Raw genomic sequence first — 25,341 nt, 5'->3', positions numbered from 1 at the left:
TATGAGTCGACTGTCAGAAATACTGGATCAGATGACGGTGGTCCTGAACGACCTGAAAACGGTGATGGATGCCGAACAGCACCACCTCTCTTCTGGTCAAATCAACGGCAGCGCGTTGCAACGCATAACTGAAGATAAAAGCTCGCTGCTGGCGACCCTGGATTATCTGGAAAAACAGCGACGCGCTGAGCAAGACGCGAAACGCAGCGCCAATGATGAGATCAACGAACGCTGGCAGACCATTACAGAAAAAACCCAGCATCTTCGCGATCTCAACCAGCATAACGGCTGGCTGCTGGAAGGTCAGATTATCCGTAATCAGCAGGCGCTTGAGGTGTTAAAGCCCTATAAAGAGCCGGGGCTGTACGGTGCGGATGGTCAGACGGCCACGGCACGTATCACGGGCGGGAAAAAGATTTCGATTTGACGCAGTAGCGGCACGTCATGAAGCGGGGAGCACCTTCTGGTGAACTCCCCTTTTGACGTTTATACCGTGCGGCGGGCGAATTCTTTCACCTTGAAGCCAAGCACCGCCAGCGTGGCAAAGTACGCCACCACCCCGACCGCCACCACGGCCATCAGACGCATCAGGCGGTAAGGCATGGTGCCCTGCGCCCATTCAGGCATGACATACAACATGCCAACCAGCGCAGCCGCCATCACCACTACCGCGATCGCCAGACGCAGCAGGAAGCTTGCCCAGCCCGGCTGCGGTGTGAAGATATCCTGCTTGCGCAGCTGCCAGTACAGCAGCCCGGCGTTCAGACAGGCCGCCAGACCAATCGACAATGACAGCCCCGCGTGTTTCAGCGGTCCAATAAACGCGAGGTTCATCAGCTGCGTCATAATCAGCGTCACAATGGCAATCTTAACCGGCGTTTTGATGTCCTGACGTGAATAGAAACCGGGCGCAAGCACCTTCACGACGATCAGCCCCATCAGCCCCACCGAGTAGGCTACCAGTGCACGCTGGGTCATGGCGGCATCAAAGGCGGTGAATTTTCCATACTGGAACAACGACACCGTCAGCGGTTTTGCCAGGATCCCCAGCGCCACCGCGCTTGGCAATGCCAGCAGAAAACAGAGACGCAGTCCCCAGTCCATCAGGCGGCAGTATTCATCGTGGTTGCCGCTGGCGAAACTTTTCGACAGCGACGGCAGCAGAATAGTCCCCAGCGCCACGCCCAGCACCCCTGATGGAAACTCCATCAGACGATCGGCGTAGTACATCCAGGACACCGAGCCCGACACCAGGAAAGAGGCGAAGATGGTATTGATGATCAGCGAGATCTGGCTGACGGACACGCCGAGTATCGCCGGTCCCATCTGTTTAATAACGCGCATTGCGCCCGCATCTTTGAAACTAATGCGCGGCAGAACCAGCATGCCGATCTTTTTCAGGTGCGGAAGCTGGTAAGCAAGCTGTAACACCCCGCCGACGGTCACGGCCCAGGCCAGCGCCAGCACCGGTGGGTTAAAATGCGGCGCGGCGAACAGCGCAAAGCCAATCATGCTGACATTAAGGAACGTGGGGGCAAAGGCCGGCACGGAGAAGCGGTTCCAGGTATTCAGGATGGCACCCACCAGCGACGCCAGCGAAATCAGCAGAATATAGGGGAAGGTTATCCGAAGCAGTTGCGTCGTCAGGGCAAATTTATCCGCCGTGTCGGCAAAGCCCGGTGCCGTTACCATGATTACCCAGGGCGCTGCCAGCATGCCCAGGACGGTCACGATCGCCAGCGCCAGCGTCAGTAAACCGGAAACGTAAGCCACAAAGACGCGGGTGGCATCTTCGCCCTGCTTGCTTTTATATTCCGCAAGGATCGGGACAAATGCCTGTGAGAAAGCCCCTTCGGCAAAAATACGACGCAGCAGGTTCGGCAGCTTGAACGCAACGAAAAAGGCGTCAGTCGCCATCCCTGCGCCAAAAACCCTTGCCACAATGGCATCGCGCGCAAAGCCAAGCACGCGGGAAAACATGGTCATCGAGCTGACGGCCGCCAGCGATTTTAATAAGTTCATTAACGTGAAGTTCCACAACCCTACGGATTTCCAGGACGGATAAGCGAAAGCGCCACCCGGCAAAGCCAACAAGCGGCGCTTAGTCTAACCGGATTTCAACGAATTACTATCGGCAGATGTTACAGCGAGTTATTCCGACATGGCTTCGCGCCAGAGTCGTTCCACGATGCGCTGCGCCAGAATGGCCTGCTCCCCGGACGTTTCAGGAACCGTCTGATTCTGCACGCAGGTGATGAAGTGACGCGCGCAGCCCACAAAGCCACGCTGTTCCAGGGTGCTCTGCCAGCCGGGAACGGGTAACGCAACCACGCCATTGCCCTTCTCTTCCCGCCACTCTCGCATATCGGTGACGTCATACAGCGCGCCATCCGTAACGGCCTGCACGGACTCGCGCTGGCTGCCCGCCCGACGATGCATGCTGGTCGTCACCTGCAAATGCTCAACGGCAAAATGATGTTCGGCGTAAACCATCTCACCCTGCTCGCTGGTCAACAGCGTGCCGCTTTGCAGCTGGGCTTTTCCGTTACTCAGCCACAGGGCCGTATCCACGACGTGGAGATAATCATCCAGCAGCGTGAAGCGCAGATCGTTCGGCCCCACGCTGTCGGTACGGTGCTTATCCATACGCAGAGAGGCGAACGAGCCGGACTGCGCTTTAAGCTGCTGATAGAGGGGCGCAAAACGGCGGTTGAAGCCGACCATCAGCGTCAGCTTTTTACGCGCGGCCAGCTCAATCAGTCGCTCAGCATCCTGTACATTTTCCGCCAGGGGTTTATCCACGCAGACGTGAACGCCTGCATTCAGCAACTCGCTCACCACCTGGTAGTGCGTCGCGGTTGAGGTATGCACAAATACCGCATCACATTCACGGGCTAAATCCTGTAGCGAACCGGCATAAGGGATGCGCCAGGTTTTGCAGATGCGCTCTGCTTTCTCGCGGGTGGGCGACCACGCCCCTTGCAGCGTCCAGTCTGACGCGGCGCCTAAAACGGGCAGCCAGGCTTTTTGCGCAATCCCTCCCAGCCCCACAACACCAATGCGTAATGTTGTCACGATTAATCTCCCAGATGTGCGAGTAACGCATCCAGACGCTGCTTCAGCCCGGCAACCTCGTCTTCCAGGGCTGCCACGCGCGCGGTCAGGCTTTCGTTTGATGCTGGCGTGTCGGATACGACGGCCAGCGCAGAGGGCTCCACGTCGCCGCTAAACAGGTGCATGTAGCGGCTTTCACGCTTGCCCGGTTCGCGGGGCAGACGCACCACGTAGGGACCGTCCTCGCGTGAGGCTAATCCCTCCAGCGTCTGTTCAACGTCCTGCATATCCTGAAACTCATGCATGCGGGAAGCGCGTGTGCGCAGTTCCCCCGGCGTCTGCGCCCCGCGCAGCAGCAACGTGGTGATAACGGCCACTTCCGCAGCGCTGAGTTTTAAATCGCCAAATTCAGAATTACAAAAGCGCTGTTCATATTTAGTGACGCGGTTACCGAAGCCGCTGACGGTGCGCAGGTAGTGGCGCTTCACCAGCTCATCAAGGATATCCTGCACCTCGTGCTCGCCAAGGTTCATCACCGGCTCACGGTTCGTCTTCTGGTTGCAGGCCATCGTGACGGCATTCACGGACAGAGGATACTGTTCCGGCGTGGTGACCTGCTTTTCCAGAAGGCAGCCGATCACGCGCGCTTCGGCGCCATTTAACTGATATTTCATCTTTTCTCCTTAACGACCCGCGGTCCACTCCTGCGTGGTGAGCGCGGTGAGCACATGGTCCCGCCACTCGCCGTCAATCAGCAGATAATCTTTGGCATAGCCTTCTTTCTCAAACCCCAGGCGGGCCAGCAGATCGCCGCTGCGCTTATTGTGCGGCATGTAGTTAGCCATAATGCGATGGATATGTTGCGTGCGCTGCATGTAGCGAATCGCCGCCGTCAGCGCCTCAAACATGAGCCCCTGTCCCTGCCATTTCTGGCCGATGGAATACCCGAGATAGCAGGCGTGAAACGACCCGCGTACCACGTTTGAAAAATTGGCAATGCCAACGATCTCTTTCTCTTCCGGATCGAGAAGCGCGAAATAAAACGCACTTCCCTGTTTATGAAATTCCGCAATCATACTGAGGCGCGCCTGCCAGCCAGAGGGGTAGCAGTGGCTCTCGTCCCGAACGGGTTCCCAGGGTTTTAAAAACTGGCGATTCTCGGCGTAATAATCCGCCAGACGCCAGGCATCACGCTCATGCACCAGACGAACGACCAGCCTGTCCGTCGTCAGACGCACTTTTGGCACATTACTGCGATAGCCAAACATCGTTACCACTCCTTCCCGTCGCTTCTGCTCTGCCTGTTAGCTTTACTATACCTGTGCCTGCGCCTTCTGTGAAAACAGTGACATACCATTTTGATCGCTTTTCACATTTTTCGATGAGAACTCTCTATCAAAGCACCTTTTTGATAAAAAAATATTGTCGCCAGCGGGTATGGGAAAAAGCGCGGCGACACCGCAGAATGTTAGCGTGCTCACCTTTTATTTTCCCTGGAGGGAAAATGTCCCGCGTATCACAGGCCAGGAGCCTGGGTAAATATTTCCTGCTCGTCGATAACATGCTGGTCGTGCTCGGCTTTTTTGTCGTTTTTCCGCTTATATCAATTCGTTTTGTCGATCAAATGGGCTGGGCGGCATTGATGGTCGGGATCGCGCTGGGTCTACGCCAGTTTGTACAACAGGGTCTGGGCGTGTTTGGCGGCGCAATAGCTGACCGCTTCGGCGCGAAACCGATGATCGTCACCGGCATGCTGTTACGTGCGGCGGGATTCGCCACCATGGCAATCGCTCATGAACCCTGGCTGCTGTGGTTCTCCTGTTTCCTTTCCGGGATTGGCGGCACCCTTTTCGACCCACCGCGTACCGCGCTGGTGGTTAAGCTTATCCGTCCGCAACATCGGGGGCGCTTCTTCTCGATTTTGATGATGCAGGACAGCGCAGGCGCGGTGGTGGGCGCCCTGCTGGGAAGCTGGCTGCTGCAATACGATTTCCGCCTGGTTTGCGCCACCGGCGCGGTGTTGTTTATTCTCTGCGCGCTGTTTAACGGTCTGTTTCTGCCCGCATGGAAGCTGTCGACGGTGAAAGCGCCTGTGCGGGAAGGGCTTGACCGTGTGCTAAGCGATAAACGCTTCGTCACCTATGTGTTAACCCTGACCGGCTACTACATGCTCGCCGTGCAGGTCATGCTGATGCTGCCCATTATGGTTAACGATATTGCCGGCACGCCGGCAGCGGTGAAATGGATGTATGCCATTGAGGCCTGCCTCTCACTGACTCTGCTCTATCCAATTGCCCGCTGGAGCGAGCGCCGTTTCCGGCTTGAGCACCGTCTGATGGCCGGGCTGTTGCTGATGACGCTGAGCATGATGCCCATCGGTCTGGTAAGTTCGCTTCAGCAACTGTTTATGCTGATCTGCACCTTCTATATTGGCTCAATCATTGCCGAGCCAGCCCGTGAAACGCTGAGCGCGTCACTTGCCGACGCCCGGGCCCGGGGCAGCTACATGGGCTTCAGCCGTCTCGGGCTGGCGCTTGGCGGCGCGCTGGGTTACACCGGTGGCGGCTGGCTGTTTGATGCCGGAAAAGCGCTCCATCAGCCGGAGCTGCCGTGGGTCATGCTCGGCATGGTCGGCTTTATGACGCTGATTGCCCTCTGGTGGCAGTTCAGTGATAAACGCAGCACCCGCGGGATGCTGGAGCCTGGCGCCTGACCTCTTACATTATCAGTTTTTTCTGCTGGTTTCTGTAGGATCACCCTGACATACTGGCGTATCAGGACAGATGCGCCGATTTTATGTTGAGGAACGCCATGAAAAAGATCGTTATTGCCGCTGCGTTAATTGTCAGTGGTCTGCTGGTGGGATGTAACCAGCTTACGCAGTACACCGTCAGTGAGCAGGAAATTAATCAGGCGCTGGAAAAACATAATAACTTTTCAAAAGATATCGGCGTGCCCGGCCTTGCGGATGCGCATATCGTCCTGACGAATCTCGCCAGCCAGATTGGTCGCGAGGAGCCTAACAAAGTCACCCTTTCCGGCGATGCCAGCCTCGATATGACCTCGCTCTTCGGCAATCAGAAAGCGGATATCAAGCTGAAGCTCAAGGCGCTGCCGGTCTTTAATAAAGAGAAAGGGGCAATTTTCCTGCAAGAGATGGAAATCGTCGATGCGGTTGTAACGCCGGATAAAATGAAACCGGTGCTGCAAACGCTGATGCCGTATCTCAACCAGTCGTTGCAGAACTACTTTAACCAACAACCTGCCTATGTTCTGAGCGAAGACAAAAGCAAAGGTGAATCTCTGGCGAAAAAATATGCCAAAGGGATAGAGGTGAAACCGGGTGAAATCATCATCCCTTTCACCGACTAAATACTCCGGGCGCTCAGGCGCCCGTTTTTTTTAACGGAATAGTGTGCAAACGAAAACGTTTCCGCTTATGATTTGTGTCCGGCAAAAACAGCCATCTTATGACTGATCTCTTTCAAGCCGGAGCTTCCATGACTGTACAATCCCAGGTTCTCAAAATCCGCCGCCCAGACGACTGGCATATCCATCTTCGTGATGGCGACATGCTGAAAACCGTCGTGCCGTATACCAGCGAAATTTATGGCCGTGCGATTGTTATGCCTAACCTGGTTCCGCCAGTCACTACCGTCGAGGCCGCGATTGCCTATCGCCAGCGTATCCTTGACGCCGTTCCGGCCGGGCACGATTTTACCCCGTTGATGACCTGCTACCTCACGGACTCGCTGGATCCCAATGAGGTTGAGCGCGGGTTTAACGAAGGTGTGTTCACCGCCGCGAAGCTCTACCCGGCGAATGCCACCACCAACTCCAGCCATGGGGTGACCAGTATCGATGCCATCATGCCCGTTCTGGAGCGTATGCAAAAACTGGGCATGCCGCTGCTGGTGCACGGGGAAGTGACCCACGCTGACATTGATATTTTCGATCGCGAAGCACGTTTTATCGAAACGGTCATGGAGCCGCTGCGCCAGCGTCTTCCGGGGCTGAAAGTGGTGTTTGAACACATTACGACTAAAGATGCCGCAGAGTATGTCCGGGATGGAAACGAGCTGATTGCCGCCACCATCACCCCGCAGCACCTGATGTTTAACCGTAACCACATGCTGGTGGGCGGCGTTCGCCCACATCTGTATTGTCTGCCGATCCTCAAGCGCAACATCCACCAGCAGGCGCTACGTGAGCTGGTCGCCAGCGGCTTCCCGCGCGCGTTCCTCGGCACGGATTCCGCCCCGCATGCCCGTCACCGTAAAGAGGCGAGTTGCGGCTGTGCAGGCTGCTTTAACGCCCCGACCGCCCTGGCAAGTTACGCAACCGTGTTTGAAGAGATGAATGCGTTAGACCATTTCGAAGCCTTCTGCTCCCTTAACGGCCCGCGTTTCTACGGTCTGCCGATCAATGACACGTTCATTGAGCTGGAGCGCAAAGAAAGCCAGGTTGAAGCGTCGATTGCGCTCACCGACGATACGCTGATCCCCTTCCTGGCCGGTGAAACCGTAAACTGGACGGTAAAACGCTAAAAAACTGTCGCCCCCTGTTGTCAAACCGATAATATAACTGTATAAATAAACAGTATATTACACAGGGGGCATTTATGCGTATTGAAGTCACCATTGCCAAATCCACCGTCCTGCCTGCTGGCGCACTCGACGCTCTGGCGGGTGAACTATCCCGACGTATTAACAGCACTTTTCCTGAAAACGATGGCGCCGTAACGGTACGTTATGCGACAGCAAACCATCTTTCCGTCATCGGCGGTGCGAAAGAAGACAAAGAACGCATCAGCGAAATTTTGCAGGAAACATGGGAAAGCGCCGACGACTGGTTCATCACTGATTAAAATTTGCTCCCTCATTGTGTTTTTTGCCGGGTCGCCCCGGCTTTTTTTCGTTTCGTCTCCTGAAAGTTCAAAATATTTCAGCATCTTCTTAGAAAATCGTGAACAAGATGGCGTTTTATTGTTCGAACAATCCTAAAAAGCAGAAAAATGTGTTGCTACCCGTTTATTTTTTCCTGCTGAACCCTTATTAATTGATATACTGAAATTGCTTTCAGAAAAACATGCATTGAACCTCAAAGTCGTTGTCTTCTAACACGCATTAAGGGGGTTATAATGGAAAAGAATAGTGAAGTGATCCAGACCCATCCGCTTGTTGGCTGGGATATCAGCACCGTAGACAGCTACGATGCGCTGATGCTGCGTTTGCACTACCAGACCCCAAATCAGCTAAACCGTGATGAAGCGGAAGTTGGACAGACGCTGTGGCTTACAACAGACGTCGCCCGTCAGTTTATCTCTATTTTGGAAGCAGGCATCGCAAAAATAGAATCTGGCGACTACCAGGAAAATGAGTATAAACGGCATTAATCTTATGCCTCTTCACTCAACAGGCACCCTCGCGGTGCCTTATTTATTTCGTTCTTGTATAAGCCTACATAGTTAATTACTCTGCTAACAAAGCGTTAGTAAAGAGAAGCCTATGAAATACGATTTGATCATTATCGGAAGCGGCTCCGTAGGATCTGCCGCCGGTTATTACGCCACGCAGGCGGGTCTGAATGTGCTGATGATTGACGCCCATCGTCCCCCCCACTCTGAAGGAAGCCATCACGGCGATACCCGTCTGATCCGTCACGCTTATGGCGAAGGTGAGCGCTATGTACCGCTGGTGCTTCGGGCTCAGACGCTGTGGGATGAGCTGGCCGCCCTCACCGAAGAACGCATTTTTGAGCGCACCGGGGTCGTTAACCTGGGGCCAGCCAGCTCCACGTTTCTGGCGACCGTCGAGGAGAGCGCGAAAGCCTACCGCCTGGACGTCGAGCGTCTGGATGCGAACGGCATCATGGCGCGCTGGCCGGAAATTTCTGTCCCTGAAGACTACATTGGGTTGTTTGAAGCCAACTCTGGCGTACTGCACAGCGAAACGGCCATTAAGACCTGGATTGATCTCGCCGCCAAAGCGGGCTGCGCGCAGTTGTTCAACTGTCCGGTCACGGGCATCACCCACCATGCAGAGGGTTCAACCGTCACCACCTCTGAAGGTGAATATACCGCCACGCGTCTGCTGGTGAGTGCGGGAACGTGGGTGACGAAACTGCTGCCGGACCTGCCCATCCAGCCGGTGCGAAAAGTCTTCTCCTGGTTCCAGTCTGACGGGCGTTACAGCAGCCAGAACAAATTCCCGGCGTTTACAGGCGAGTTACCCAATGGCGACCAGTTCTACGGTTTCCCCTCGGAAAAAGACGCGCTCAAGATTGGCAAACATAACGGCGGGCAGGTAATTTCCTCTGCGGAAGAACGCAAACCGTACGGAGCTTATCCGCAGGATGGTTCCGAAGCCTTCACGTTCCTGCGTAATATCCTGCCGGGCGTAGGCGGGTTGCTTTACGGCGCAGCGTGCACCTACGACAACACCCCGGATGAAGACTTTATCATCGACACCCTGCCGGGGCACGACAACACCCTGCTCGTAACCGGGCTCAGCGGTCACGGGTTTAAATTTGCCTCTGTGTTAGGTGAAATCGCCGCCCAGTTTGCTCAGGGGAAAGCGCCTTCGTTTGATCTCAAGCCCTTCGCGCTCTCGCGCTTTGATCGATAATACCTCTTCAGGCTCCGAGTAACCGGGGCCTGTTTAGCGAGAGGGGCATGATGCGCAGACTGGTGAATTACCTTATCAATAACATCCGCGAGCATTTCATGCTCTACATTGTTCTTTGGTCGCTACTGGCGATCATTGACGTTATCTATATTGTATTCTTCTGAACGTTCTCGCTGACGTTTATTGACACTCCTTTAAATTTATTTAACTTATATTTTTAAAAAACGTCGCCTCAAATTTATTGAACGAAGCGATTGAAATACATTGCGGAAACACATTCAAATTCGCTGAAATAAATTAAATAAAATACATTATTCATTTTTTTCAGTTGCATTATTTATTTAACCCGTCCATTTTTATTGCTCAGTCATTTGAGAACGGAAATTCATATGCAATGGCGTAACTCCTCCCGTCGCTACGGAATAATATCCATGTGTTTACACTGGCTATTTGCAATTGCCGTCTATGCCATGTTTGGTCTCGGCCTCTGGATGGTGACATTAAGCTATTATGACGGTTGGTATCATCAGGCCCCCGAATTGCACAAAAGCATTGGGGTTCTGCTGATGATGGGTCTGGTTTTTCGCGTGATCTGGCGACTTATCTCTCCGCCCCCTCCTGCGCCCAAAAGCCATGGCCGACTTACCCGCATAAGCGCTGTTGGCGCGCATATCGCACTCTATGCCCTGCTGTTCGCCATTCTGATCAGCGGCTATCTCATTTCGACCGCAGACGGCAAACCGATCAGCGTATTTGGGCTTTTTGATGTCCCAGCCACGCTGGCTGACGCCGGTTCACAGGCTGACACCGCAGGTGTGGTTCATTTGTGGCTGGCATGGAGCGTAGTGATCCTGTCTGTCCTGCATGGCCTTGCGGCCCTGAAACACCACTTTATTGATAAAGACGATACGCTGAAGCGCATGCTTGGCCGTTCGTCAGTTGACTCTGGAGCATAAAATGAAAAAACGCCTGTTGGGTATCGCATTAGGTTCGCTGTTATTTACTACCGGTTCGGCCCTGGCCGCCGACTATAAAATTGATAAAGAGGGCCAGCATGCCTTCGTCAATTTCCGTATTCAGCATCTGGGTTACAGCTGGTTATATGGCACGTTCAATGATTTCGATGGCACATTTACTTTCGACGAGAAAAACCCTGCTGCCGATAAAGTGAACGTCACCATTAATACCAACAGCGTCGACACTAATCACGCCGAGCGTGATAAACATCTGCGCAGCGCTGAATTCCTGAACGTGGGCAAATTCCCGCAAGCTACTTTCGCGTCGACAGAGGTGAAGAAAGACGGTGATAAACTCGCTATTACCGGTAATCTCACGCTGAACGGCGTAACAAAACCGGTCACACTGGATGCCAAATTAATTGGACAGGGTGACGATCCATGGGGCGGTAAACGTGCTGGCTTTGAAGCCGCAGGCAAAATTCATCTGAAAGATTTTAATATCACCACGGATTTAGGTCCGGCATCGCAGGATGTAGAGCTGATTATTTCGGTGGAAGGCGTTCAGCAGAAGTCATAAAACAGGCCCGGCAGGCTTGTGAGCCGCCGGGCAGTGTTTTACTCCGGGTCCGGAATACCCAGTTTGGTATTCAGTCGGCCCCGGGATTTATTAAAGATCTTATTCCCGTTCTCGCGTCCGGCACGGCGACGACGTTGCTCTTCTTCAGGCAACATACTCTCTTCACTGCACAGCTCGCTACAGCAGCCATTAAACTTCTCGGCACATGCAGGGCACTGAATAAACAGCAGATGACACCCGTCGTTTTTGCAGTTGGTATGCGTATCGCACGGTGTTCCGCACTGGTGGCAGTGCGCGATCACGTCCTCTGAAATTCGCTCGCCCATACGCTCATCAAACACAAAGTTCTTACCGATAAAACGCACCGGTAAACCCTGCTCACGGGCGCGGCGGGCATACTCGATAATCCCACCCTCAATGTGCCAGACTTTATTAAACCCGTTGTGCTTCATCCAGGCGCTGGCTTTTTCACAGCGGATCCCCCCGGTACAGTACATCACGATCTTTTTGTCTTTATGCTCCTGCATCATCTCAACCGCTTTCGGCAGTTGCTCGCGGAAGGTGTCGGCAGGAATTTCCATCGCATTTTCGAAGTGCCCCACTTCATATTCGTAGTGGTTACGCATATCGATGAACACCGCATCCGGATCGTCGAGCATCGCGTTCACTTCAGCGGCCTTCAGGTATTCCCCCACATTAGCAGCATTGAAGCTCGGATCGTCAATGCCATCCGCCACAATACGCTCGCGCACCTTCATGCGCAGCACCCAGAATGATTTACCGTCATCATCCAGCGCAATATTCAGGCGTAAGCCGTTAAGCGCCGGATCAAACCCGTAAAGGAGATCGCGGAAGGCGCTGACCTTGCTTTCCGGCACGCTGATCTGCGCGTTAATCCCCTCACGCGCCAGATAGACGCGACCAAACACGTTCAGGGCGGTGAAAGCCTGGTAAAGCGCATCGCGGGTCGCCTGTGGATCGTCGATGGTGAAATACTTATAGAAAGAGATCGTTGTGCGCGGTTCGGTTTCGGCCAACATACGCGCTTTCAACATCTCATTCGAAACGCGGTTGTGTAACACTGGCATGGTGTACAAGTCCTGCAATCGTTGAGAAATAAAAATCGGTCGGCATGATATAGCAAACAAAGACAATTTACATCCACACAATTTACGCTACATTTCAGTCAATCTGATTAATCAGACTTAACATTTGCATATTCTTTCATGTTTCGATGACAGACATTTTGGCTATGCCTTAAAAAATGAGACAATAGCCTTTCAGGACGTTAGAACACAGGACAGACATGACCCAGTTACCGAAATTTACTGCCGCGCTTTTGCATCCCCGCTATTGGTTAACATGGTCAGGCATTGGCTTGTTGTGGCTAATTGTACAGCTGCCTTATCCCGTCATTTTCCGCATGGGTAAAGGGCTGGGTCGCATTGCTCAGCAGTTTATGAAGCGTCGCGCCAGGATCGCGTATCGCAACCTTGAGCTTTGCTTTCCTCAGATGAGTGAATCTGAGCGCCACGACATGGTGGTTAAAAACTTCGAATCTGTCGGCATGGGGCTGATGGAGACCGGTATGGCCTGGTTCTGGTCGGATAAGCGCATGGCGCGCTGGACGGAAGTGGCCGGGACCGGCATGGAGCCAGTGCATACTCTTCAGGCCAACCAGACTGGCGTCCTGCTGATTGGCGTTCATTTTCTGACGCTCGAAATTGGCGCACGCATGTTCGGCATGCAGGCGCCCGGTATTGGCGTTTATCGTCCTAACGATAATCCGGTGATCGATTTGATCCAGACCAACGGACGTATGCGCTCCAATAAAAGCATGATCGACCGAAAAGACCTGAAAGGGATGATCCGCGCCCTGAAATCAGGTGAAGTGGTCTGGTACGCCCCGGATCATGACTATGGCCCGCAATCCAGCGTGTTTGTTCCGTTCTTTGCGGTGGAAGATGCAGCGACGACCACCGGGACCTGGATGCTGGCGCGAATGTCCAAAGCGGCTATCGTGCCGTTTGTACCGCGCCGTAAACCAGACGGTTCAGGCTATCAGCTCATCATGCTGGAGCCGGAGCTCGCGCCACCGCTGATTGATGCGGAAACCACCGCCCGCTGGATGAACGGCGTTGTCGAGAAATGCATTATGCTCGCCCCGGAGCAGTACATGTGGCTGCATCGCCGCTTTAAAACCCGGCCTCAGGGCGTACCTTCACGTTATTAACCTGCGTGCGGCCATCCGGGCCGCATGTTGTTTTAGCTTTAAAAGCTCCCCGTCATTGCGGCAATCATACCCCGGGCGCATAATTAGCAGGCTTATTACCTCACTGGTCACGGTGCCCTGCACCTCATTATGCGGATAGTTATGTCCCCCACAGATGCTCCCATAAACTGGAAACGTAACCTGACGGTTGCGTGGCTGGGTTGTTTTCTTACTGGCGCCGCCTTTAGCCTGGTGATGCCTTTCCTGCCCCTCTACGTTGAGCAGCTCGGCGTCACCGGACATAGCGCCCTGAATATGTGGTCCGGCCTGGTGTTCAGCATTACGTTCCTGTTCTCCGCCATTGCGTCGCCTTTCTGGGGTGGGCTGGCGGATCGCAAAGGCCGCAAAATTATGCTGCTGCGCTCCGCGCTCGGCATGGCGATCATTATGCTGCTGATGGGGATGGCGGAGAACGTCTGGCAGTTCCTGATATTACGCGCACTCCTGGGTCTGCTCGGGGGATTTATCCCTAACGCCAACGCCCTGATCGCCACCCAAATCCCGCGCCAGAAAAGCGGCTGGGCGTTGGGCACGCTCTCCACTGGCGGCGTAAGTGGCGCACTGCTGGGCCCGCTGGCGGGCGGGCTGCTGGCCGACCACTACGGACTGCGGCCGGTATTCTTCATTACCGCCAGCGTGCTGTTCCTCTGCTTCCTGGTGACGCTTATCTGTATCCGGGAGAATTTCACGCCGGTAGCCAAAAAAGAGATGCTGCACGCCCGGGATGTGCTGGCCTCGCTGAAAAACCCAAAGCTGGTGCTGAGTCTGTTTGTGACTACCATGATTATCCAGGTGGCCACCGGTTCAATCGCGCCTATTCTGACGCTCTATGTCCGCGATCTGGCGGGAAACGTCAGCAATATCGCCTTTATCAGCGGCCTGATCGCCTCTGTTCCCGGCGTGGCGGCGCTACTGAGCGCGCCGCGGCTCGGCAAGCTGGGAGACCGTATCGGCCCGGAAAAGATCCTGATCTGCGCCCTGATCGTCTCCGTCCTGCTGCTGATCCCCATGGCGATGGTGCAGTCTCCCTGGCAGCTCGGCGTCCTGCGCTTCCTGCTGGGGGCTGCCGATGGCGCACTGCTCCCGGCCGTGCAGACGCTGCTGGTCTATAATTCCACCAACCAGATAGCCGGTCGTATTTTCAGCTATAACCAGTCGTTTCGCGATCTGGGTAACGTCACCGGGCCGCTGGTCGGTGCGGGGATTTCAGCCAGTTTCGGTTTCCGGGCGGTCTTTATCGTGACGGCAGGCGTCGTGCTGTTCAACGCCGTTTATTCGTGGCTCAGCTTATCCCGGGCGCTACGCCCGGGGCGAATAAGACAACATCGTGACGGCTAATTTTCGCATTCATACTTGCAAAATCACATAATCAGCTATTCTTTCCCTGAATACCTTCACGAAAAACAGGGAGACACCAATGACCATGTACGCCACGCTGGAAGAAGCAATTGATGCCGCTCGCGAAGAGTTCCTCGCCGATAATCCCGGCATTGAGGAAGAAGATGCTGACGTGCAACAACTCAATATCCAAAAATACGTCCTACAGGACGGCGATATTATGTGGCAGGCCGAATTCTTTGCTGATGAAGGTGAAGATGGTGAATGTCTGCCGATACTGAGTGGTGAAGGTGCACAGGCGGTATTCGACGGCGACTATGACGAAATTGAGTTACGTCAGGAGTGGCTGGAAGAAAATACGCTGCACGAATGGGACGAAGGCGAGTTTCAGCTCGAACCGCCGCTGGATACCGAAGAGGGTCAGGCCGCAGCGGACGAATGGGACGAGCGATGAGCTCCCGTTACTCGTAAGGGCCGTGGCTGGCATCGATGGGCAGCAGTAGCGTGTCGAAAATCAGCGAAAACGGCAGATCGATCACGGTGAGATAGCGCCATGCGGAATCGCGAACGTCCCACTGTACGCCGGGGTAGTATTGATTCCCGTGGCCCTGCCCGGGGATGGTGCGGCTGATAATGCTGCCGCAGCCGCTGAGCAGGCATGCCATCATGACGACAATGATTACTTTCATGTCTGACCTCTAAAAAAATACCGGCGATTAAACCGGTATTTCATTTGGCGGGTGGCGCTTCGCTTACCCGCCCTACTTAACAACTTACTTCGCCTTCAGTGCCAGCGGATTCAGCTTAACGTCCTTATAGTAGTTCACCCACGAAGAGTATCTCTCCGGCGCGGACCACACGCGGTAGTGAAGCCGTGCCATCGTCACCGGATCGCTCAACAGCACCAGACGACGGTCGCGGTTAAGCTTTTCTGGCGTCTCGTTCAGCGCCTGCTCAACGTGGCGATCGCGGGCGATCTCCAGCACCTGGCTGGCGCGGTGACGCGCCGTCGCCATCGCGGTTGCCAGCGCGTTGAATGACGGGTTAAACACGGCGTGCATAAAGCCATCATCCAGCGTGCGTTTGCGGTTCTGCTCCAGATAGGTATCGGTATCCACCAGCACCTGCGGCGGAGAATACTCTTCCGGGATCAGGAACAGCTTCCAGCGTTTGGTACGCAGGCCCACCGTGGAACGGCTGGAGATCACCGACACAAACGGCGACAGGATCAGCGAGAAGACGATTGGCGCCAGCCAGAACAGGAAACGCAGATCCAGCCAGGCCATACCAACGGCCCACACCAGGCCCAGCAGCAGCTGAGAGCCGTGGCGCATAAAGGCCTCACTCCACGGCGTAGAGTCATCGTCACGCTGCGGTGAATTCCATACCACTTCCCATCCCAGGAACGCGCTCACCACAAACACCGTATGGAACAGCATACGCACCGGCGCCAGCAGGACCGAGAACAGCACTTCCAGCAGCAGTGAAAGGGTCACGCGGCAGAAACCACCGTACTCCTTCGAACCTTTGCACCAGATCAGAATGATACTGAGCAGCTTAGGCAGGAACAGCAGCACCATGGTCGACGCGAACAGCGCAATCGCCAGCTCCGGACGCCACTGCGGCCACACCGGGAACAGCTGGCGCGGTTGCAGGAAGTATTGCGGCTCCGTCAGAGCATGCACAACCTGCAACGCGGTCGAGAGTGCCAGGAACATAAACCACAGCGGCGCAGACAGATAGGACATAACGCCCGTCAGGAACACCGCACGGTGAACAGGGTGCATCCCTTTCACCAGGAACAGGCGGAAATTCATCAGGTTACCGTGACACCAGCGGCGGTCGCGTTTGAGCTCATCCAGCAGGTTCGGCGGCAGCTCTTCATACGAGCCAGGCAGATCGTAGGCAATCCAGACGCCCCACCCTGCACGACGCATCAGAGCAGCTTCCACAAAGTCATGCGACAGAATGGACCCGGCAAACGACCCTTCACCCGGCAGCGGCGCCAGGGCACAGTGCTCGATGAATGGCTTCACGCGGATAATGGCGTTGTGGCCCCAGTAGTGAGATTCACCCAGCTGCCAGAAGTGCAGACCGGCAGTAAACAGCGGCCCGTAGACGCGGGTCGCAAACTGCTGGCAGCGCGCATACAGCGTGTCCATACCTGACGCTTTTGGCGAGGACTGAATAATACCCGCGTTCGGGTTGGCTTCCATCAGACGGACCAGCCCGCTCAGGCAGTCGCCGCTCATCACGGAGTCCGCATCCAGTACCACCATGTAGCTGTACTGGTTACCCCAGCGACGACAGAAGTCATCAATGTTCCCGCTCTTACGCTTAACACGACGACGACGACGGCGGTAGAAGATCTGCCCTTCCCCCTGCACCTCGGCAATCAGCTCCATCCAGGCTTTTTGCTCTGCCACGCAAATATCCGGGTTGTAGCTGTCGCTCAGGATATAGACGTCGAAATGCGCCGCGTTACCGGTCGCCTTCACAGACTCCCAGGTGGCACGCAGCCCGGCGAATACGCGGTCAACGTCTTCGTTACAGATAGGCATGATCAGCGCGGTACGGTGCTCAGGATTGAGGGGTTCATCCCCGACCGTCGACGCGGAAATGCTGTATTTGTCACGCCCCATCAGCAGTTGCAGGAAGCCCATCAGCGCCGTCCAGAACCCGGCGGAGACCCAACAGAACAGCACGGCGAACAGCAGAAGAATGCCGCTCTGTAAAATATACGGCAGCAGCTGCATGAAGGAGACCCAGATATCCTGGCCAATCATGTCAGCAGGGTTAATCAACGCCCAGCCCTGGTACGGCAGAATGGTTTTCATGTACCAGGTGGCGACAACCGTCTGCGCCAGCGTCAGCAGTAGCAGAATGTAACGACGAATCGTTCCTACGGTACGCCATTTCTGCTCGGAGGCCTGCTGTTCTTTGGTCAGACGTGACAGATAGCGCGGTGTCACGTCACGCCCACGCAGACGATCCCAGAAGCGGCCCACCGGGTTGGTGCGCCACGGATCGGGGAACATGGAGGAACGCGTGGCCTTCGGCATCGCCTGTAGCTGGTCACGCCCTTCGTCATCCTTGATTAACTGCCCTTCTGCCAGCGAGTCCGGCCATGCCTGCTCCAGACGTGCCTTCACTGACCCCAGCGGCGTATCATCATCACGGGAAAAATGACGATGTTCACCATCCAGCGCGGTGTGAACCGCACGGATGTCGCTCGCAGGGAGCGCCGCTTTTTCAATGTCCGTCAGCGGCATGGCATCAATATATTCAGATGTATTATTCATTGGCAGGTAGCTGATAGCTCCAGGTTTCACTCAGCGGCTTATCGTTACTGACCAGCGCGGCGCGCATTTCAGTGGTCTGTTTCGGATCCTTCACCTTCACGCGCAGGGTCAAACGCCACCCTTTGGTGACCGGGTTGTACCGCACGGCGTTTTCAACGATTTCACCGTTATCGCCAATGCTGGCCTGTGCCGTCACGGCAGTATCCGGCGCCAGTTTTTTCATATCCTGCCCGGTGAAGTCCACGATAAATGCCAGCGTGCCATCCGGCTGACGAATCAGGTTGGACTGCTTCACGTCACCCGTTGAACGACGCGTCTGCATCACATACGCGTTATCCGGTGCGTGCAGCTTGTCTTCGTCACGGCTGAAGGTAATCGCATACTTGAAGTTCATCTCTTTACCGGCTTCAGGCAGCTGATCCGGTGTCCAGTACGCCACGATGTTATCGTTGGTTTCATCGTTGGTTGGAATTTCAACCAGCTCAACCTTACCTTTACCCCAGTCGCCTTTCGGCGTAACCCAGGCGCTTGGGCGCAGATCGTAGCGGTCATCCAGATCTTCAAAGCGGGAGAACTGACGGCCACGTTGCAGCAGACCAAAGCCCTGCGGGTTTTCCATCGCAAAGCTGCTGACCGCGAGGTGTTTCGGGTTGTTCAGCGGACGCCAGATCCACTCGCCGTTACCGGCATGGATGGAGAGGCCATTGGAATCATGCAGTTCAGGACGGAAATTGGTCGCCGGAGATGGCTGGTTCGGCCCAAACAGGAACATACTGGTCAGCGGTGCAACGCCCAGTTTGCCCACTTTATCGCGCAGGTAAACTTTAGACTGCACGTCAACCACCGTGTCACGCCCTGGCATGATCACGAAGCGATAAGCGCCGGTCGCACGAGGGGAGTCCAGCAGCGCATAAATTGTCAGACGTTTGTCGGTTGGTTTTGGACGTTCGATCCAGAACTCGCGAAAACGTGGAAATTCTTCACCTGATGGCAGCGCGGTATCAATTGCCAGACCGCGCGCAGAAAGCCCGTACACCTGCCCCGCGCCAATCACGCGGAAGTAGCTGGCGCCAAGCATGCTGACGATTTCATCGTTTTTATCTTTGCTGTTAATCGGATAAAGCACCTTGAAGCCTGCGAAGCCGAGGTCTTTCACCGTGTCTTTATCGTGTTGCACATCGCCAAAATTGAAGTAATCCGGGCTGTACTTGATTTTGCGTACCGCGGTCGCCGTCACTTCATTGATGGCAACTGGCGTGTCGAAGTACATACCCTGGTGGTAAAATTCAAGCTTGAACGGGGTTTTAATATTGTTCCAGTACGCTTTATCGTGATTGAACTGGATCTGCTGATAGTCCGCGTATTTCATGTCGCGGAAAACGGAGGGCAGGTTACTTTTTGGCGCTTCGTAGCTCTTGCCCGCCATCGATTTTGCCTGTTTTGCGACATCATCGATGTTAAAGGCCAGTGCAGATGAGGTATACAGTGACAACAGCACTGCTACACCCAACCAACGCATTTTCATCATTTGTGGTTTATGTTTCATAATAAGTAAGCACTTCCCCCTTTGTGTGCTTATATCGATCCGATCCATTTTAATGGAAACTCAGGCAATCCGACAACATTATCACTGCTTTGTTCAGCTCGCTGGCTCATGGATTAAGCAAATGAAAGAACCCGCTTTTCACTTTGCGTGCTTATCCTGGAGACAGGGTGTCGGTCTTGGTGTAGGGTTGGCTCCGAATGTAACCATTATGAGCCTTAGGGATAAGGCGAAAAGTCTGAGAATGCGCAAAGTTATATGAGCACAACCCCTGTACAACGTGAATATTTCCTCGACTCGATCCGCGCATGGCTCATGCTATTGGGGATCCCTTTTCATATTTCACTGATCTATTCCAGCCACACCTGGCACGTGAACAGCCAGATGCCCTCCTGGTGGCTGACGCTGTTTAATGATTTTATCCATGCCTTCCGCATGCAGGTGTTTTTTGTTATTTCCGGTTATTTCTCTTACATGCTCTTCTTGCGCTATCCCCTCAAGCGATGGTGGAAAGTGCGCGTGGAGCGCGTGGGCATACCGATGTTGACGGCCATTCCGCTGCTGACGCTGCCGCAGTTCATCATGTTGCAGCATGTTAAAGGCAAGGCGGAAAACTGGCCGAATCTCTCCTTCTATGAGAAATACAACACCCTGGTCTGGGAGCTTATTTCCCACCTCTGGTTCCTGCTGGTACTGGTGGTGCTAACCACGGTGAGTTTGCTGATCTTCAGCCAGCTGCGTCAGCGCGCGAGCACCACATCCTCGACCTTCTTCGCCAACATCACCCTGGGCAAGCTGTCGCTGCTGTTTCTTGCGCTGGGGGTCGCGTATGCCGCCATCAGGCGTACCCTGCTCATTGTCTACCCTCCCATTCTGAGCGATGGGCTGTTTAATTTCGTGGTGATGCAGACCCTGTTCTACATTCCCTTCTTCCTGATTGGGGCGCTGGCATTTATTCATCCCCGGCTTAAAGCGCTGTTTACCACCCCCTCCCCCTGGTGTGCGGTGGGTGCTGCGCTGGCCTTTGCCGCCTATCTTCTCAATCAGCGCTATGGCAGCGGGGACGCGTGGATGTATGAAACAGAGAGCGTTATAACGATGCTGATGGGCCTGTGGATGGTGAACGTGGTGTTCGCCCTTGGCCATCGTCTGCTGAATTTTAAATCCAGTCGCGTCACCTATTTCGTTAATGCTTCGCTGTTTATCTACCTGGTTCACCATCCGCTGACGCTGTTTTTCGGGGCGTACATTACGCCGCATATCGCCTCGAATGCGCTGGGCTTCTTCACCGGCCTGGTCTTTGTGGTTGGCATTGCCATCGTGTTGTATGAAATCCACCTGCGGATCCCGCTTTTGCGTTTCCTGTTCTCAGGCAAACCTCAGGTTAAAGCGGGATAACAAAACGGCGCCTCCAGGGCGCCGTTTTTGCACTTCAGACATCAAAATGCCTGGCTGCGCGCGGTCAAAATCCGCTGATACAGGTCGGCGGTGTGCTCATCGAAACAGACAAAAATGACTTTTTCCGGCATGGGTTTGAGGGAAAGGTAGTGATAAACGGTATTCACGGCGATCGTAGCTGCCGCTTCCTTTGGATAGCCGAACACCCCGGTGCTAATGGCGGGGAACGCCATGGTCTTATACCCGTTATCCGCCGCAAGCCGCAGGCAGTTACGATACGCCTGCTCCAGAATCTCAGCCTCATGGCGGTCGCCACCGTGCCAGACGGGTCCAACGGTATGGATCACCGCTTTGGCCGGGAGATCGCCCGCAAGCGTAATAACAGCATGCCCCGGCGGGCACTCTCCCTGCTGCTGACGCACGGTTTTGCATGCTTCAAGGAGTTGAGGGCCTGCGGCCCGGTGAATGGCACCGTCCACCCCGCCACCACCCATCAGGGAGGAATTGGCTGCGTTGACGATCACGTCAACGTGCACCGTCGTGATATCGCCATGAATAACGTCGATTTGCGGTCTCATAAACACCCTCTGCAACCCGCCTTTTTCATCAGTGTATCGCAGAGGGAGAAGGAGAAAAACTGCCGCGAAAAAAACGTCGGTTAGCGGTAATCCACCTGAACGACCGCAAGCGTTTTCTGTTCATTCAGGTATTTCATGCTGACAGCGGCCAGAGCTGAATGAGGATGATGGCCCCGGAGCGCCTCGTCATAACTGATGGTATGCGTTTTCATACGGTTATTTTCCGGACAGGAGATCGCAAACTGCTGATGCCGGGGCGTGACTTCGCACGGGTCAGCGACCACCGCGCCACGAAAATGAATCACCCCACCATTTTCTATAGTTGCTGAATAAGCCGGAGAAAAAAAAGAGGACAGGATCAGTCCCAGACCAGAAATAATACACGCTGCGGATTTGAACATTATTTGTACTCCTCAATGAAATTCGTCCTTGAGGGGTAAAAACGCTCCGTTATGAAGTATCAATTTAAGCAACCCGATGACTGGGTTCTTGATATCAGCATAGCTTACCTGTGCAGCGCCGCCACTTTATTAAATCATTGATTTCATGAATTATTAAAGCGCACTTACCGGTGCGTTCCACTGCTGTGATAAATGAAGCGATTTTCCATCGGAAACGGTGACGATTATTTTTACCGCATCCCCTGAGCGAATATTTAAACTGATTCGCGTTAAATCAATCGGCTGATTAGCGGGTATAAAAAGAGTATTTTTCTGCCGCGATGTACTTTGTCCCCCCTGCCCCTGTCGGACAGATAACACCTCAACCTGACATTCGCAAGCGTCTGCCAGCGTGACCTGAGGAATAATGGTTGTCATATTTGCCTGCTGTGAGGTGCTGAACGTTATCTGGCTGGCAAGCGCGGCAAGGAGAATGAAGGTGCTCATGAGATCCTTCCGAAAAAAAACAGGGCGCATGCCCTGTTTTTTGGTACAGAAATGAATCAGTACTGGTGTGCGGTCGCGTTGTTGCCAAAGCCAACCTGGTGCACAGTCACCGTTGAGCCGGACGCTGTCTGGTCTACCGCCGCGCCGTTGCCGCCGCCGAACTGTTTCACGTTGATAACAGAGTCTTTGCTATTCCATTGGTCGATGGTGGCGCTGTTACCAAAGCCTTTTTGCAGCAGATCGATAGAACTGTCATCAGAGCCCTGGCCAACATCTGCGCCGTTACCACCACCATGCTGGGTAATGGTCAATTCAGAATCTCGGGCGTCCGTCTGCAAAGCAAGCGCGGAGTTACCGCCGCCGTACTGGTAAATGCTCAGGGTTGAGTCAGGGCCGTTATTGCCGCCACCCCAGCCACCACCGTGGCCGCCGCCAAATTGTGGTACCGCACCTGCGAAAGCACTGCCAGAAACTACGATTGCTGCAATAACTGCCACTTTGAAAAGTTTCATGGTAAACCCCCATCGGATTGATTAAGGCGTCACACATCGCTAACGTTGAATAACGCGAATAGCCATTTGCGACTGTCTCTGTACTACAACTGCTGTTTTCTGCGTACCATACTGCGTTATATTCGCCCTGTTACCCGAGCCTTTCTGGATAATCATGGCGGTGTTGCCAAAAGCGCCCTGCTTAATACTCGCATCGTTGCCGTTGCCGGTCTGATCGATATAAGCAAGGTTATACGTCCCTGACTGATCAACATTCGCGCGGTTATTCCCGCCCTCCTGAGAAATAACGGACAGCAATTTAGAACCGCCCTGGCGTACATCAGAATTATTTCCTGAACCCTGTTGACCAATAATGGCTGCCTGATTGTATGAAGCTTTACTTAATTCATTTATCGCAAAATTATATTCAGAACTGGCTAAATCTGAATCACCTGCGATTACAAACCCAGGCGCACCCAGTAATGTAAACATCATAAACAACGTTTTGTTTTTCATGCTGTCACCCTGGACCTGGCTATAAAAAAGTATCTTTTGCTCCGTTAACGCGATTCGTTTTGTTAACGCCGCGTTACGGAAAAGAGTATGTCTGCCGAAACATGTTTAATATCTCACCCGTGCGCCTTATTTTTATATTCTCCTTCACCTCAAAGTCGTAAATCTCGCCTGAAACGACGGGATACACGCCTAAAGCAGAAACCAAAAATGTCTTCCTGCGCTTGTACAACAGCGAGACAGACTGTCCAACCTGCACCGGCTTCTTCAGACAAAAAAGACAATGCCCTTTGCCACGCGCGTGACACGAAGCAAGTTTTCTTAAGAAAAAATTCTGGCTTAGGGAAGTCTTATGTTTTTAGCAGAGATCATACTTTTTACCGGCTGGCTTAGAATAATACAAAGCCAAATAATTCAACCCATTATAATATACTTTATGGTTTTTAAAATCTGTGCACGTTTATACACATGTACAACTTTCCCCTTATCTTAAAATCTATTAGCCCTGCAATATACACAAATTAATATCGAATTTTACATTCTGTTACACGATTAACACTTGCTTTAAAGTTTGCAATAGCTAGATTGAAAACAGCAGTACGTTATTTGTTTTTAATTTTACCGCCTCCTTTGGAGGAAGGTTTTTTAACTACACACAGCAGTGCCACACCTGTCAGTACCTCTGGTGCCCTTTTCAATAATACGAGGGCAACTGCCGGGTGTCATAAATAACGTGGGGTTTCATCATGTTTAATGAAGTCCATAGCTTACCCGGTCATACATTATTGTTGATCACAAAACCTTCCTTACAAGCGACAGCGTTATTGCAGCATTTAAAGCAATGCCTGTCTCTTAACGGGAAACTGCATAATATTCAACGTTCTTTTGATGATATCGCTTCTGGCAGCATCATTCTTCTCGATATGATGGAAGCGGATAAAAAACTCATTCATTACTGGCAAGATAATTTAAGCAGGAAAAACAATAATATCCGCGTATTGTTATTAAATACGCCTGATGAGTATCCTTTCCGCGAAATTGAGAGCTGGCCGCATATTAACGGCGTGTTTTACGTCACTGAAGAAGAAAACCGTGTCGTGGAGGGTTTGCAGGGCATATTGCGGGGGGAGTGTTATTTCTCGCAGAAACTGGCCAGCTACCTCATTACCCACTCCGGAAATTATCGCTATAACAGTTCGGAATCGGCCCTTCTGACGCACCGTGAGAAAGAGATCCTGAACAAACTGCGTATTGGTGCTTCAAATATTGAAATCGCCCGTTCGTTATTTATCAGCGAAAATACGGTTAAGACGCATCTTTATAATCTTTTCAAAAAGATAGCTGTTAAAAATCGCACGCAGGCGGTGTCGTGGGCAAACGATAACCTCAGGCGTTAATAGCATGAAACGCACCTTAAGTTGGATTGCCGCCGCAGGCATTATGCTTGCTGCCGGAAACCTTCAGGCTGTTGAGGTAGAAGTTCCCGGACTGTTAACCGACCACACCGTCACCTCTGTCGGACACGATTTTTATCGTGCCTTCAGCGATAAGTGGGAAAGCGATTATCCGGGTAACTTAACCATCAACGAACGGCCCAGTGCGCGGTGGGGAAGCTGGATCACAATAACCGCTAATCAGGACGTTATTTACCAGACTTTTTTATTCCCAACGAAAAGAGACTTCGATCAGAACGTCGCTTTCGCGCTGGCACAAACAGAAGAAGCTATTAACCGCCTACAGTTAGACAAAGCCCTTTTGAGCACAGGCGATTTAGCAAAAGATGAGTTCTAACAACGATACCAA

General features: G+C 53.4%; 29 protein-coding genes. 16 read left to right on the top strand and 13 right to left on the bottom strand.

What is annotated here, in order from left to right; all coding sequences use genetic code 11:
* Position 1: 1 nt before the first annotated feature.
* Positions 2-427 (top strand): flagella biosynthesis chaperone FlgN, encoded by a 426-nt coding sequence (gene flgN, locus RY075_RS08560; protein WP_003858003.1) that lies wholly within the window; start codon positions 2-4, stop codon positions 425-427.
* A 59-nt stretch (positions 428-486) separates the two neighbouring features.
* Here flgN and murJ read toward each other — a convergent pair whose 3' ends face one another.
* The 4 genes from murJ to rimJ all read right to left on the bottom strand — a co-directional run bounded on the left by murJ (position 487) and on the right by rimJ (position 4,322).
* Positions 487-2,022 carry a murein biosynthesis integral membrane protein MurJ gene (murJ, locus tag RY075_RS08555; RefSeq protein WP_023324447.1) on the bottom strand — a complete coding sequence of 512 codons (1,536 nt, stop codon included), beginning with the start codon at positions 2,020-2,022 and terminating at the stop codon, positions 487-489.
* Between the two features lie 129 nt (positions 2,023-2,151).
* Positions 2,152-3,075 carry a Gfo/Idh/MocA family oxidoreductase gene (locus RY075_RS08550; protein WP_023315806.1) on the bottom strand — a complete coding sequence of 308 codons (924 nt, stop codon included), beginning with the start codon at positions 3,073-3,075 and terminating at the stop codon, positions 2,152-2,154.
* A 2-nt stretch (positions 3,076-3,077) separates the two neighbouring features.
* A complete protein-coding gene (locus RY075_RS08545; protein ID WP_003858006.1) occupies positions 3,078-3,728 on the bottom strand; it encodes a YceH family protein in 651 nt (216 codons plus the stop codon).
* A 9-nt stretch (positions 3,729-3,737) separates the two neighbouring features.
* On the bottom strand, positions 3,738-4,322 hold the full coding sequence (gene rimJ, locus RY075_RS08540; protein WP_003858007.1) for a ribosomal protein S5-alanine N-acetyltransferase: 585 nt from the start codon (positions 4,320-4,322) through the stop codon (positions 3,738-3,740).
* A gap of 236 nt (positions 4,323-4,558) precedes the next feature.
* On the opposite strand from rimJ, the gene mdtH reads away from it, so the two are divergent.
* The 9 genes from mdtH to RY075_RS08495 all read left to right on the top strand — a co-directional run bounded on the left by mdtH (position 4,559) and on the right by RY075_RS08495 (position 11,216).
* Positions 4,559-5,767, top strand: coding sequence for a multidrug efflux MFS transporter MdtH (gene mdtH / locus RY075_RS08535; RefSeq protein ID WP_003858008.1), 1,209 nt, complete (start codon positions 4,559-4,561; stop codon positions 5,765-5,767).
* A gap of 98 nt (positions 5,768-5,865) precedes the next feature.
* On the top strand, positions 5,866-6,426 hold the full coding sequence (locus RY075_RS08530) for a lipoprotein (RefSeq protein ID WP_023305855.1): 561 nt from the start codon (positions 5,866-5,868) through the stop codon (positions 6,424-6,426).
* A gap of 128 nt (positions 6,427-6,554) precedes the next feature.
* On the top strand, positions 6,555-7,601 hold the full coding sequence (gene pyrC / locus RY075_RS08525; RefSeq protein WP_023315804.1) for a dihydroorotase: 1,047 nt from the start codon (positions 6,555-6,557) through the stop codon (positions 7,599-7,601).
* A gap of 74 nt (positions 7,602-7,675) precedes the next feature.
* Positions 7,676-7,921: a DNA damage-inducible protein I gene (dinI, locus tag RY075_RS08520; protein ID WP_003858011.1), complete on the top strand. Its 246-nt coding sequence runs from the start codon at positions 7,676-7,678 to the stop codon at positions 7,919-7,921.
* A 273-nt stretch (positions 7,922-8,194) separates the two neighbouring features.
* Positions 8,195-8,449 carry a biofilm formation regulator BssS gene (gene bssS, locus RY075_RS08515; RefSeq protein WP_003858012.1) on the top strand — a complete coding sequence of 85 codons (255 nt, stop codon included), beginning with the start codon at positions 8,195-8,197 and terminating at the stop codon, positions 8,447-8,449.
* 112 nt (positions 8,450-8,561) lie between these two features.
* On the top strand, positions 8,562-9,680 hold the full coding sequence (solA, locus tag RY075_RS08510) for an N-methyl-L-tryptophan oxidase (RefSeq protein WP_023324445.1): 1,119 nt from the start codon (positions 8,562-8,564) through the stop codon (positions 9,678-9,680).
* 50 nt (positions 9,681-9,730) lie between these two features.
* Positions 9,731-9,844: a YceO family protein gene (locus RY075_RS08505; RefSeq protein WP_003858014.1), complete on the top strand. Its 114-nt coding sequence runs from the start codon at positions 9,731-9,733 to the stop codon at positions 9,842-9,844.
* A 225-nt stretch (positions 9,845-10,069) separates the two neighbouring features.
* Complete coding sequence (locus RY075_RS08500) at positions 10,070-10,636, top strand: cytochrome b (RefSeq protein WP_032608997.1); 567 nt, start codon at positions 10,070-10,072, stop codon at positions 10,634-10,636.
* A 1-nt stretch (position 10,637) separates the two neighbouring features.
* Complete coding sequence (locus tag RY075_RS08495; protein WP_022650779.1) at positions 10,638-11,216, top strand: YceI family protein; 579 nt, start codon at positions 10,638-10,640, stop codon at positions 11,214-11,216.
* Positions 11,217-11,254: 38 nt separating this feature from the next.
* Here RY075_RS08495 and RY075_RS08490 read toward each other — a convergent pair whose 3' ends face one another.
* Complete coding sequence (locus RY075_RS08490; RefSeq protein WP_003858018.1) at positions 11,255-12,304, bottom strand: rhodanese-related sulfurtransferase; 1,050 nt, start codon at positions 12,302-12,304, stop codon at positions 11,255-11,257.
* Between the two features lie 218 nt (positions 12,305-12,522).
* On the opposite strand from RY075_RS08490, the gene RY075_RS08485 reads away from it, so the two are divergent.
* The 3 genes from RY075_RS08485 to RY075_RS08475 all read left to right on the top strand — a co-directional run bounded on the left by RY075_RS08485 (position 12,523) and on the right by RY075_RS08475 (position 15,280).
* Positions 12,523-13,449, top strand: a complete 927-nt coding sequence (locus RY075_RS08485) for a Kdo(2)-lipid IV(A) acyltransferase (protein ID WP_003858019.1) — start codon at positions 12,523-12,525, stop codon at positions 13,447-13,449.
* A gap of 141 nt (positions 13,450-13,590) precedes the next feature.
* Entirely contained in the window at positions 13,591-14,826 is a 1,236-nt protein-coding gene (gene mdtG, locus RY075_RS08480; RefSeq protein WP_103883268.1) for a multidrug efflux MFS transporter MdtG, read from the top strand.
* A gap of 79 nt (positions 14,827-14,905) precedes the next feature.
* Positions 14,906-15,280, top strand: a complete 375-nt coding sequence (locus RY075_RS08475; protein ID WP_003858026.1) for a MysB family protein — start codon at positions 14,906-14,908, stop codon at positions 15,278-15,280.
* A 7-nt stretch (positions 15,281-15,287) separates the two neighbouring features.
* Here the strand turns inward: RY075_RS08475 and RY075_RS08470 are convergent, their stop codons facing one another.
* The 3 genes from RY075_RS08470 to mdoG form a co-directional block, all read right to left on the bottom strand.
* Positions 15,288-15,515 (bottom strand): YceK/YidQ family lipoprotein, encoded by a 228-nt coding sequence (locus RY075_RS08470; RefSeq protein ID WP_032658011.1) that lies wholly within the window; start codon positions 15,513-15,515, stop codon positions 15,288-15,290.
* Between the two features lie 84 nt (positions 15,516-15,599).
* On the bottom strand, positions 15,600-18,128 hold the full coding sequence (mdoH, locus tag RY075_RS08465) for a glucans biosynthesis glucosyltransferase MdoH (protein ID WP_015570846.1): 2,529 nt from the start codon (positions 18,126-18,128) through the stop codon (positions 15,600-15,602).
* Positions 18,121-19,674: a glucans biosynthesis protein MdoG gene (gene mdoG, locus RY075_RS08460; RefSeq protein ID WP_015570847.1), complete on the bottom strand. Its 1,554-nt coding sequence runs from the start codon at positions 19,672-19,674 to the stop codon at positions 18,121-18,123. The genes mdoH and mdoG overlap by 8 nt, the downstream gene beginning before the upstream one ends.
* Before the next feature lie 255 nt (positions 19,675-19,929).
* Between mdoG and mdoC the strand changes: the two genes are divergently transcribed.
* The gene (mdoC, locus tag RY075_RS08455; RefSeq protein ID WP_023315799.1) at positions 19,930-21,069 is read left to right on the top strand and encodes a glucans biosynthesis protein MdoC; all 1,140 of its coding nucleotides are present in this window, start codon (positions 19,930-19,932) and stop codon (positions 21,067-21,069) included.
* A gap of 41 nt (positions 21,070-21,110) precedes the next feature.
* Here mdoC and ymdB read toward each other — a convergent pair whose 3' ends face one another.
* The 5 genes from ymdB to csgB form a co-directional block, all read right to left on the bottom strand.
* On the bottom strand, positions 21,111-21,647 hold the full coding sequence (ymdB, locus tag RY075_RS08450) for an O-acetyl-ADP-ribose deacetylase (RefSeq protein WP_022650775.1): 537 nt from the start codon (positions 21,645-21,647) through the stop codon (positions 21,111-21,113).
* A gap of 80 nt (positions 21,648-21,727) precedes the next feature.
* A complete protein-coding gene (locus RY075_RS08445) occupies positions 21,728-22,048 on the bottom strand; it encodes a type 1 fimbrial protein (RefSeq protein WP_003858038.1) in 321 nt (106 codons plus the stop codon).
* A gap of 153 nt (positions 22,049-22,201) precedes the next feature.
* On the bottom strand, positions 22,202-22,534 hold the full coding sequence (gene csgC / locus RY075_RS08440; protein WP_003858040.1) for a curli assembly chaperone CsgC: 333 nt from the start codon (positions 22,532-22,534) through the stop codon (positions 22,202-22,204).
* A 56-nt stretch (positions 22,535-22,590) separates the two neighbouring features.
* On the bottom strand, positions 22,591-23,046 hold the full coding sequence (csgA, locus tag RY075_RS08435) for a curli major subunit CsgA (RefSeq protein ID WP_003858043.1): 456 nt from the start codon (positions 23,044-23,046) through the stop codon (positions 22,591-22,593).
* Positions 23,047-23,085: 39 nt separating this feature from the next.
* Entirely contained in the window at positions 23,086-23,541 is a 456-nt protein-coding gene (csgB, locus tag RY075_RS08430) for a curli minor subunit CsgB (protein WP_023315797.1), read from the bottom strand.
* Between the two features lie 743 nt (positions 23,542-24,284).
* Between csgB and csgD the strand changes: the two genes are divergently transcribed.
* Both csgD and csgE read left to right on the top strand, forming a co-directional pair.
* The gene (gene csgD / locus RY075_RS08425; protein WP_003858049.1) at positions 24,285-24,935 is read left to right on the top strand and encodes a biofilm master transcriptional regulator CsgD; all 651 of its coding nucleotides are present in this window, start codon (positions 24,285-24,287) and stop codon (positions 24,933-24,935) included.
* Positions 24,936-24,939: 4 nt separating this feature from the next.
* Entirely contained in the window at positions 24,940-25,329 is a 390-nt protein-coding gene (csgE, locus tag RY075_RS08420; RefSeq protein ID WP_003858052.1) for a curli production assembly/transport protein CsgE, read from the top strand.
* Positions 25,330-25,341 lie beyond the last annotated feature (12 nt).

The sequence above is a fragment of the Enterobacter sp. JJBC genome (genome assembly GCF_036936505.1).
Classification (GTDB): domain Bacteria; phylum Pseudomonadota; class Gammaproteobacteria; order Enterobacterales; family Enterobacteriaceae; genus Enterobacter; species Enterobacter hormaechei_C.
This window is presented reverse-complemented; position numbering and strand designations above follow the sequence as displayed.